Raw genomic sequence first — 2,187 nt, forward strand, 5'->3', positions numbered from 1 at the left:
GGAAAAGAATTATTTCAATCTCAACGGGACTATGAAATTGAGTGATAAATTAAGTATTGAGCTGGTATCCGATTATATGAACAGTTATACCCACAACCGGCCTACAATGATGTCCAGAATATTTGGAGCTTATGACGGTTTCTTCAGCCGTATGGATGACATGTCTGTTTACTTCAACAAATATCAAACTTCACAGGGATATCACTGGGTGCCCTATAACAAACCTTATAATGATAAAGAAAAACTTGCTTACAATATCAGGGCTAATGAATTATTAGATTTTTTATGGAACCAGGAAAAGAATAGCCACAACGAATATCAGAACCGTTTTGTTAATAGTGCCACTCTGAACATTAATTTGACCAATAAACTAAAAATCAGAGGCAGGCTGGGCAATGATTTCACCAGTGTAAAAGTAGAAGATAAGCAGTACAACTTGTACCCGGTATCCTTTGGATATTCTGGCTCTTATGGAGTACAAAACGGCCAATACAGCCTGATATACGGGGATGCTATGGCCGTATATACGGATAAAATTACAAAAGATCTGGAATTTACATTAACCGGAGGCATTACCGGTAAAGACGACACGTATAATGATGCCCAACAAGGGACCAATGGCGGATTGGTCAATGAAAACTGGTTTAGCATCAATAATTCTGCCAAATCATTTACAACAGATCAGATTAAATCAACCAGAAAAAATCAGACCTATATGGCAGAATTCGGAATGCTTTCGTTTAACTACAAAGACTGGTTTTTCATTGAAGGAACAGGAAGAAATGAAGCAACTTCAACTTTACCGCCGGGGAAAAACACTTATTTTTATCCTTCCATAAACAGTGGATTTGTTTTTTCTGATGCTTTCCACATGCCTTCATTCCTCAACTTTGGCAAATTAAGGGCTTCATGGGGAATAGTAGGGAACCACCCGGAAATGTATCAGGCAAATGTAGCCTACATTCAAAATTCCGTACAGACTGCAACAGGAGCGGCTCTTTATCAATATCCGAATAGCAGTCAATATGGGAACGATGGGATCAAGTCGGAGAAAAAATATGAGACAGAAATCGGACTTGAAGCCCGGCTATTTAATTATATACTGGGAATTGATGTCTCGTATTACAACAACAAAATCAAAAATCAGATTCTTTACCCCAGCATTGCGGCTTCTACCGGGGCAACCAGTATGTTATCAAACGTCGGAGACCTGACAAACCAGGGATTTGAAATGGCCTTAACGGCCAATCCCATAAAAACGAAAAATTTCAGTTGGGAAACCCGGCTGAATTATTCTTTCAATAAAAACAAACTGGATAGACTGTCTGACTATCTGACTAACCTGGAAATGTACAACACGGATGGCGGTTCACTGGTCATTAAAGCCAATGTAGGCGATGCACTGGGCGACATATACGTACATCCTATTGAAACCAATGAGAAAGGACAAAATGTGGTCAATGAGTACGGGGTTTATAATATTGATTACAACAATTATGTAAAAGTGGGGAATGTAATGCCAAAGGTTACCGGAGGCCTTTCCAACAGCCTTTCATACAAGAATTTTTCGCTGGATTTCATTATTGATTACAGATTTGGCGGACAGTTGGTATCAACCCCCATGTATTACATGTATGGTGCAGGCATGTTCAAAAATACCCTGGATTACAGGGATGCCGCACATGGCGGTATTTCCTATAATATTGATGCAAACAACAACAAAGTAGCATCTGCAAGCGGGACTTACCATGATGGCGTTATTCTTGATGGGGTCACTTCAACCGGAGCCAAAAATACCACCATCGTCGATGCGGCTACTTATTACATGAACAGTTTTGCTTGGGGATCCGGTGCTGGTTCCTATAACCGTTATGAAAAGGCTGTTTTCGACAACAGTTATATTAAAGTAAGAGAAGTAACTTTAAACTACACATTTTCAAACCAACTGGTTTCAAAAATCGGTTTTCAGAGGCTGCAATTCAGCCTGATTGGCAGAAACCTGTTTTATATCTGGAAAACACTGCCCAATCTTGACCCGGAAGTTGGCATAGGTTCAAGCTGGCTATACCAGGGCATAGATCAGGGATCAAGTGCCCCTACAAGAAGCCTGGGAATTTCGCTACGTGCTAGTTTTTAGTTAACATTAACCATTAAAAAAGCTAAACATATGAAATCAATAATTATAAA

General features: G+C 39.6%; 1 protein-coding gene. It reads left to right on the forward strand.

What is annotated here, in order from left to right; genetic code table 11:
* The coding region (locus Q8907_16535) for a SusC/RagA family TonB-linked outer membrane protein (protein ID MDP4275876.1) at positions 1–2,137 on the forward strand (2,137 nt) is incomplete at its 5' end.
* Positions 2,138–2,187 lie beyond the last annotated feature (50 nt).

This window comes from Bacteroidota bacterium, assembly GCA_030706565.1.
In the GTDB taxonomy this organism is placed as follows: domain Bacteria; phylum Bacteroidota; class Bacteroidia; order Bacteroidales; family JAUZOH01; genus JAUZOH01.